The organism is Synechococcus sp. R55.7, assembly GCF_047461955.1.
Lineage (GTDB): Bacteria > Cyanobacteriota > Cyanobacteriia > Thermostichales > Thermostichaceae > Thermostichus.
Window position 1 is genome coordinate 1 of record NZ_JANSIC010000100.1, and the last position, 8,180, is coordinate 8,180.

8 protein-coding genes and 1 riboswitch are annotated in these 8,180 nt (G+C 60.5%); of the genes, 5 read left to right on the forward strand and 3 right to left on the reverse strand.

Annotation, left to right across the window (positions count from 1 at the left end; genetic code table 11):
* The 3 genes from NW820_RS06930 to NW820_RS06940 form a co-directional block, all read left to right on the forward strand.
* The coding region (locus tag NW820_RS06930; protein ID WP_414407069.1) for a tetratricopeptide repeat protein at nucleotides 1–1,434 on the forward strand (1,434 nt) is incomplete at its 5' end.
* Between the two features lie 184 nt (nucleotides 1,435–1,618).
* Nucleotides 1,619–2,146: a hypothetical protein gene (locus NW820_RS06935; RefSeq protein WP_414380883.1), complete on the forward strand. Its 528-nt coding sequence runs from the start codon at nucleotides 1,619–1,621 to the stop codon at nucleotides 2,144–2,146.
* Between the two features lie 36 nt (nucleotides 2,147–2,182).
* Nucleotides 2,183–2,701 (forward strand): MogA/MoaB family molybdenum cofactor biosynthesis protein, encoded by a 519-nt coding sequence (locus NW820_RS06940; protein WP_414391002.1) that lies wholly within the window; start codon nucleotides 2,183–2,185, stop codon nucleotides 2,699–2,701.
* A 28-nt stretch (nucleotides 2,702–2,729) separates the two neighbouring features.
* On the opposite strand, the gene metK is transcribed toward NW820_RS06940, so the two are convergent.
* A complete protein-coding gene (gene metK / locus NW820_RS06945) occupies nucleotides 2,730–3,989 on the reverse strand; it encodes a methionine adenosyltransferase (protein WP_041436796.1) in 1,260 nt (419 codons plus the stop codon).
* Nucleotides 3,990–4,287: 298 nt separating this feature from the next.
* A riboswitch (SAM riboswitch) is annotated at nucleotides 4,288–4,399 on the reverse strand.
* Nucleotides 4,400–4,466: 67 nt separating this feature from the next.
* A complete protein-coding gene (locus tag NW820_RS06950) occupies nucleotides 4,467–4,835 on the reverse strand; it encodes a hypothetical protein (RefSeq protein ID WP_011434147.1) in 369 nt (122 codons plus the stop codon).
* Nucleotides 4,836–5,110: 275 nt separating this feature from the next.
* Here NW820_RS06950 and cobO point away from each other — a divergent pair, with 275 nt between their 5' ends.
* Both cobO and NW820_RS06960 read left to right on the forward strand, forming a co-directional pair.
* Nucleotides 5,111–5,704 (forward strand): cob(I)yrinic acid a,c-diamide adenosyltransferase, encoded by a 594-nt coding sequence (cobO, locus tag NW820_RS06955; RefSeq protein ID WP_414407070.1) that lies wholly within the window; start codon nucleotides 5,111–5,113, stop codon nucleotides 5,702–5,704.
* A 16-nt stretch (nucleotides 5,705–5,720) separates the two neighbouring features.
* A complete protein-coding gene (locus NW820_RS06960) occupies nucleotides 5,721–7,124 on the forward strand; it encodes a cobyrinate a,c-diamide synthase (RefSeq protein WP_414407071.1) in 1,404 nt (467 codons plus the stop codon).
* On the opposite strand, the gene NW820_RS06965 is transcribed toward NW820_RS06960, so the two are convergent.
* The coding region (locus tag NW820_RS06965) for a URC4/urg3 family protein (protein ID WP_414407072.1) at nucleotides 7,121–8,180 on the reverse strand (1,060 nt) is incomplete at its 5' end. The two genes, NW820_RS06960 and NW820_RS06965, sit on opposite strands and share 4 nt — an antisense overlap.

An 8,180-nucleotide genomic window follows, 5' to 3' on the forward strand; every position in this document is an offset into this window, starting at 1 on the left:
GCTGACCCGCAGCGGTTTTTGGCGGCGGCTCTTCTCTACTTAAAAGGGGATCCCAGCGGGGAGCCGCTGCTGCAGAAGGCTCTCAACGAGGACTTTGCCTCTCTTCACGGCATCGACGACCACCTGGTTTTGCTGCAGTTGGCAGAAGCTTTTCCCAATTCCCGCTTTACGCAAGCTTGCCGGGAATACGCCCGCATTCGGGGGGGCAGCTATTTTGGCCATTCCCTCTACAACCCCGAGACCGGCGAACCGATCCCGCGGCCTTTCCCCCCGGCAGAGGAAGAGACCCTTTGGCGGACTTGGCTGACCGTCTACCCGAATCATCCCGGTGCCGACGATGCCCTCTTCTGGCTGACACGCACCTTGGAGTGGCAGGGCAAAAGGGAAGAAGCACTGGTCCTTTTGGCCAATTGGCTGGCGGATCCCTTCGGCGATGGAGACATGCGCTACGTCTTGCGCCGCCGCCTGCTTTTGCTCTTAGACAGCGGTGCAACCCCCAGCGAGTTGCAAGCTTTTCTCGACCGCCACGGCGAGCATCCTCTGGCCGCCGCCGTCCGCTATGCTCTGGCGGTTCGCTTCGCCCGCGAACACCGCTACGACCTAGCCCTGCAGCTGACGGAAAATCTGGCTTTGGATGCTGTGTTGGATCGCTACCCCTTGCTGGATGGCGGCTACTGGCTGGACGACTGGGATCCCGTGCCCGCCAGCCGCACCCCTCTGCAACCGAAAATCCAGGCCCAACGAGAACGCTGGCGCCAATTGAGCCGTTGGCAAGCCCAATCCACTCCCCAACAACGCTATCAACTGGCCGCCCACTGGGCCGCTGCCGACGGTTGGCGCAATGGGTACCTGTGGCTGTTTAACCAAACCCGTGCCGGTGGCCTGAGTGGGGATGCTGATGGAAGCGCGCCGCCGCAACCAGCTTCCTCCAGTTCTCTATCGGACTATCAGCGGGCCAATCACCATGCTGTAGCAGCAGAGTTACTCGGCTCTGTGCTGGCGGATCCCACCGCCCCTGCCCATCTTCAGGAAGAAAGCCTGTACCGGCAGGTGCTGATCCTCTACCGCCAGTACACCACCTACCCTCCCGAGGAAACGGCAGCCATCTATCCGCTGCCGGGCTTCCCCCCAGGAGTGACAGAAGATACCAGCTTGTTCGACACGTCACTGCCGGACTACGTGGATCCTGGCAGCCTCAGCTACAGCTACTTTCTGGAAGCCAAAGCCCTGCAGGATGGCTATGCCCGCCAGGCGATCTACGCCGGCAATGAGCTGCTGAACCGCTTCCCCCAGAGCCGCTATGCTGGGGATGTGCTCATGGCTCTGTACGGCCTGACGGGAGATGTCGCCTTCCTAGGACGGCTGCTGACGCAGTTTCCTGATAGCGAGCGCGCTCTGGAGGCAGCGCTTGAGCTGGGGCCCGTCAGCCACTGAGTCTTTAAGCGTACCGCAGCTTTGCAGCTTTATAGCCTCTTCACAGAGCCTTCATGAAAGGCAAATAGGGGTATTCTTGGACGAGAGCTGTCTTGCGAGATCCAGGGAGAAAGGCTTTATCTCCCCTTTGTCTCGGCGGATCTGGACTAGCTTGGGTTGAGTTTCCTTGGGCTGCCATGGGCTGATGGATCCTGCCACCTTTCTGGAGCACTATGGGTTTGAGCTGGAAGGTCAACCCAGCCAGGTTTGGGTGGAGCGCTGGAGCCAGTTGTTCCCGGATCTTTGGATCCCGGCAGCCTTGCTAGAAGCCCTCTACCAGGGGCGGTACAAGGCCGCCTCTGTGGAGCAGCTTCTCCGCCTTTGGCAGCGTCGCGGCTCTCCTCATCTTACCTTTCCCCCAGAAATCGGCCAGTTCCTTTGGCAGGAGCAGCAGGAGCGGATCCGCTCTTTGGCTGCGGCTGCCTTTGCCTGTTCTCCTCTGCCGCCGGTACCCCCCGCGGGATCCCTGTTTTCCAGAGAACCGGCCATATCTCTAAACTTGTTGTTGGAGCAGTTGCAGGAGCTTCCCCCCAAGCTGCGCCGCCTGCTTGCCCAGTCCCCTCCTCCCCAACTCGCCCGTGCTGGTGGGGCAGAGTCCTCAGGGATCCTAGAGCTCCAGCAGACGGTCGTTGACCCTCCAACTCCTGCCGAGCCCCCTCAGGGACAGTCTTGATGGGCTTGCCACTCTCTTTCCTCAGGGATCCTGGCCATGAACTTTCCCCTCGATTGCGACAGCGGTGCGGAGCACATTTTTGCCGCCTTGCCCTGTGGGGTGATCACCGTCAGCGACACACGCACCCCTGAAACCGACCACAGCGGCCAGTTCATCTGCACAGCCCTCCAGGAATCCGGCCACCGGGTGGAGAGGTATTGCATTCTCCGAGATGAACCGCAGCTCATTCGAGAGCAGGTTCAGGATTGGGCCGGATCCCTGCCGGTGATCTTGTTGAATGGTGGCACAGGCATCGCCCCCCGCGACACCACTTACGACGCCATCGAGGCTCTCCTGGAAAAGACCTTGCCCGGCTTTGGGGAGATCTTCCGCCAGCTCAGCTATGCCCAGATTGGCAGTCGGGCCATCGCCTCTCGGGCCATCGCCGGGATCCACGGAAAGTGCTTGATCTTTTCCATGCCTGGCTCCCCAGCAGCCGTGCAACTGGCTATGCGCAGCCTGATCCTGCCGGAGCTACCCCACCTGGTTAAGCAACTGCACCAGGGCAAGCATTGAGGCAGCAGGCCGTCTTAGTGATCCCCTCTTAGGCCAAGAGGGCAGTCGCCTTGGCAAGAGCCTCCTCCCGCAGCAGAGCGGCTTTATCGGTGCGCTCCCAGGGCAGATCCAGGTGAGTTTGCCCGAAGTGACCATAGACCGCTACATTTTGGTAGAAGCGTCCCCCCCGTTGGCGGGGCAGCTCCCGCAGTTGGAACTGGGCCAAAATGGCTGCCGGCCTCAGATCGAAGTGGCGCTGCACCAGCCGCAACAGCTCTTCGTCGGGGATGCGCCCTGTGCCAAAGGTTTCCACCAAAATGTTGATGGGGCGGGCTACCCCAATGGCGTAGCTCACCTGCACTTCACATTTTTGCGCCAAGCCAGCTGCCACGATGTTCTTGGCCACGTAACGAGCCGCATAGGCAGCGCTGCGATCCACCTTGGTGGGATCCTTGCCGGAGAAGGCCCCGCCCCCATGGCGAGAATAGCCGCCGTAGGTATCGACGATGATCTTGCGTCCGGTCAGGCCCGCATCTCCCTGAGGGCCGCCGATGACAAACTTGCCGGTGGGATTGGTGAGGAAGCGGGTGTGGCTATCCGGCTTGATGGGCAGCTCGGCAAACACCGGCGTGACCACTGCCTCCCAGAGATCGGCGCGGATCCGCTCTTGCACCGCCGCCTCTTCCGTAATGGCGCCAATCGTGGGTGTGTGCTGGGTGGAGATGAGCAGGGTGTGAATGCCCACCGGGCGACCTTCCTCATAGGCCACAGTCACCTGCGTTTTGCCATCCGGGCGCAGATAGGGCAGGGTGCCGTTTTTGCGAACCGTGGCCAACTGGCGGCTGAGGCGGTGGGCCAAGCTAATGGGCAAGGGCATCAACTCGGGAGTTTCATCGCAGGCAAAGCCAAACATCAACCCCTGATCCCCGGCCCCGACCAAGTCGAATTGATCTTCCTGGGAGCCGCGACTTTCCAGGGCCATGTTCACCCCTTGGGCAATATCGGGAGATTGCTCATCGAAAGCCACCAACACCGCGCAGCTTTCTGCACAAAACCCATTCTTGGCATCGGTATAGCCAATTTCGGCCACCTTGTCCCGCACCAGACGGGTGAAGTTGACCTGCGCTTGCGAGGTGATCTCCCCGGTCAACAAAACCAGGCCCGTATTGACCACCACCTCGGCGGCCACCCGACTGAGGGGATCCGCCGTCAAGAGGGCATCCACGATGGCATCGGAGATCTGATCGCAGATTTTGTCGGGGTGCCCCTCCGTCACCGACTCCGAGGAAAACAAAAACGACTTGGACAACGAACCTTCTCCTTAAAAGCTAGAACTGAGAACCTGAACAAAAAACAAGGCTCACCCGCTCGTTCATTATCCGTCGGAGAAAGAGCCAACCAGGGATCCCCAGGTGCTCCGCACCAGCCCCAACTCAGCCAGAGGAAAGGCCCAGCAACCAGCAAGCGTTCTGCACCGCTGACGCACCAGCACTGCCGCGAAGGCCTTGCCCCGCTGCCGCGACCAGAGCTATGGGAGCTGCTAAAGGATAAAGTTGCCAGAAAAGTCCCCCGCCAAAGAGGGCTATCCTCTAGAGAAAACTTTATTGCCTTTATCTTTCGGTTACTGACTAACCGCAGGAATTGGCACCGTAGCGGAGGCTTCCGCCGGGTTGCCGCAGCTTCATTGGGCCTGGTCCCTCAGTCTGCTCTGGATAAAGAACGGAACTTGTCCCTATAGTACCCCCAACCTCCGCCCATTTGTCAAAAAAATAAGCTGTGGGCGGCTTCAGCCAAACAGACCCTGCCACCAGTCTGTCCCCTGAGCGGCTTTGAGAAAGAATGCGCCGGCCAAGCCCAGGGGGGAGAGAACGCCGAGAAAGCCAACTGTCCCCAATCCCCAAGCCAAGCGGTGCAGATGCTTTTTGTCGGCAGGATTTGGCGTCGTTTCGGCTGAGATGGCCAACAGGGATCCCAAGGCTGCCAATAGGGATCCCCCCAGACCTGCAAAGTAGCTGGGCGCTAGCCACGGTTGCAACTCGGCGGCAGATACGACTTGGATGCGGGGCAAGACTTGAAAACACCCTATTGCCAGCACTGCCCAGATGAAGCAGTACATTAGCAGGCTATCTCGGAAAGCGGCAGCCGGTTCTCTCATATCCCAGCCGAATGAAACCGGATTAGGATAAAGGCGGTTCACTGGGGGGAACTTGGGTTTGCCCCGACGGTCGCGCCAGTGGTGCAGTTCCCCTCAGCCTGTGTGGCGAATCTCGATTCCTTTTGATTATGGCCCAACCCGCCCTGTCTGGCTTGCCTGCACCGGCTTCCGGATCCCAACCCCTCTCGACAACAGAACTTGAGGACGCTTGCGATAGCGGTGCGGAGTCTTCACCGGGCGCAGAGGCCGACCCAAACTGGCGGCATCGCCAAAGAATGCAAAAACGCCAGCAGATCCAGCGGCAGCGTCTGTCGGGCATGCGAGATGACAAGGGCTTGATCATCGTACACACCGGGCAGGGCAAGGGAAAGACCACGGCTGCCTTTGGCATGATCTTCCGCGCCCTCGGCCAGGGATTGTCGGTGGGGGTGGTGCAATTTATCAAGGGGGCCTGGGATCCAGGAGAAGCCAAGCTATTGCGGAAATTGGTCGAGCATCCAGAGCTGGGCCTGGGGAAAATAGCTTTTTACGCCATGGGAGAGGGCTTTACCTGGGAAACCCAAGACCGGGAGCGAGACATCGCCCATGCACAGGCGGCCTGGGAAAAGGGGCGGGAGCTGTTCACCAGCGGGGAGTTTCAGTTGGTGCTTCTGGATGAGATCCATGTCGCCCTCAAGTTGGGATATCTCTCGCCGGACAGGGTGTTGGCCGGGCTAGCGGAGAAACCGGAGCGGGTTCACCTGATCTTGACGGGGCGGGGCGCGCCGGCAGCGTTGATCGACCGAGCCGATCTGGTGACGGAGATGACTTTGGTCAAGCATCCCTTCCGTGACCAGGGGATCAAGGCGCAAATCGGCATCGAGTTCTAACCCTTGGGCAGGAAAGATGGCCATTCTGCTGGCGGCGGCAGCAAGCGGCAGCGGCAAAACCACCATCACTCTGGCTCTGTTGGCCGCTCTGAGGCGACGGGGCCTGCGCATCCAACCTTTCAAGGTGGGGCCGGATTACATTGATCCTCTGTTTCACACGGCGGTGAGCGGGATCCCCTGTCGCACTTTGGATCCCTTCTTGACCGACGAGGACTTTGTGCAGCGCTGCTTTCGCCACCATTGCCAGGGCAAGGATGGAGCCATTGTGGAGGGGGTAATGGGCCTCTTCGATGGACGAGCGCCGGGATCCCTGCCCCTCCCCGAGGGCGGAACGGAGCCTTTTTTTGCCAGCAGCGCCCATGTGGCCCGCCTGCTCGGGATCCCTGTGGTGCTGGTGATCGATGGCAGCGGCATGGGAACGACGGTGGCCGCTTTGCTCTACGGCTTGAGCCGCTGGGATCCCCGCCTCTCCATTGCTGGGGTGATTTTCAACCGGGTGGCCTCGGAGCGGCATGGACAAATCTTGCAGCAGGCAGCGGCTGCAGCGGGGATCCCAGTCTTGGGCCAGTTTCCCCGGCGGGAGGATTTGCGGTTGCCCAGCCGACACCTGGGGTTGGTGCCTGTCTCAGAACTGGATCACTTCCCCCACTGGCAAGCTGCCTGGGCCGAGCTGGCCGAGCAACACGTCAATTGGGATAGCCTATTGCCCCTCATTCGGAGGCTTCCTCCAGCGGTAGGAGAGCTGTGGCCAGGGATCCCCCCTCTCACCGAAAGGACTCCGCCCCGCCGCTGCGAACAGGTACGGGTGGCGGTGGCCCAAGACCACGCCTTTAACTTCTACTACGCCGACAACTTGGATCTGTTGCGGGCCTGTGGAGCCGAGCTGCTGGAGTATTCCCCCCTCCAGGTGGGGCTATGGCCACCGGAGCCCTGCGACGGCGTGCTGCTGGGGGGAGGGTTCCCGGAATTGTTTGCAGCACCTCTATCTGAGAGAATTAACCAACAACCTCCCCCGCCCACCCACCCACCCCTCTACGCCGAGTGCGGCGGACTGATGGTGCTGGGCCAATCCCTTACCGATTTTCAGGGAAAGACCTACCCGATGGCCGGGCTGTTGCCCATCACAGTAGACATGGCCAACCGGCTATGTTTGGGCTACCGCGCAGCTGCCGTTTTGCGCCCAACCCTGCTGGCGCCAGCTGGGGATCGCCTGCGCGGGCATGAATTTCACCGCTCCCGCAGCACCCCCATCTCCCCCAGCCCAATCTACAGCTGGGGATCCCCCGCCCAGCCTCAACAGGAAGGATGGGCCACCGAGCGTCTTCACGCTTCGTACCTGCATCTGCACTGGGGATCCCGTCCTGATTTGGCCCTGAGATTATTACAGAACTTCTTAAGAATCTCGAAAGGGGATCCCTAAAAAACCGTGCCATCGCTGAGCAGTTGGATGGGAGGAGAAGCATCTGGCCTGAGCTGGGCAGCGATTTGCCGCCCTGCCGTCCAGGTTCCCCCTTGCAGTATTTTCACCAGGGGCAACTCTTGGGCAGAGCAACCCAGTCTTTCCCGGATTAAGGAGGCAACTTGATCCAGCAAAATCACCGTCAGGGCCCGCCACTCCACAATCACCGTCGAATCTGGGGGATGCGGTTGCTGCCCAATCTCCGGCTGCTTGAGCTGGATCACCCCCAAATCCACAAACAGCCCCCCGTTGCGATACTCCGCCAAACCCGTCAGCTCATCCAAACCCCCGATTGGGATCCCCTCCTGCTGCAACGGCTCCAGCAGGGAATAGGTCATCCATTGGGACAACTTGTGAAAAGGCACCCAATGGCTCCCCGGCTCCGTTTGGGGCAGGTGGGGATAGGGCCAGACATCCCCCAGAGGGATCCCGGCCAGCGAGACTCGCCCAGGCCAAATGGGGCCAACCCCCCTCTGAACTGCCTGGAAGACCTGTGCTGCTTTGATCCCACGGCTGGGATCCTCGGGTTGGATTGCTTCCCACAACCGGCCTGGACGAGGAAGATTGTGACCAGATCCAAAGTAATGAGGTTGAGCCCGCAAAGTTTGTGCCAACCTTTGCAGCAGTTGCCAGCGCCCCTCCAGTCCCAGTAAAGGATTTTCCGGCCCCACCTGGAAAGCTGCTGCCAAATCCGCCAAGGTGATCCGCTCCAGGCCTGCCGCATCCACCTGCAGAGGCTGCTGGGGATCGCTGGAAAACCCACCTCGCCAGAACCAGTCGAAACTGGCCAAGGCCAAACCTTCGGAACGACCCACCACCGTCTGACTTTCTGGATCCCAGTACTTCCAGGCAGAGCCTGCGCCTGCGTCCAGCAACACGCTGACGATGGCCAGATCCCACTTGCATCGCAGCCGCTCCAGCGGATCCATGTCTTTAAGTCGATTTTCCAAACGGGCTAGGCGCTCCCCGGATCCCACCTGAAAATGTTGCCAGCGGCTGTGGAAGGGAATTTCCCCG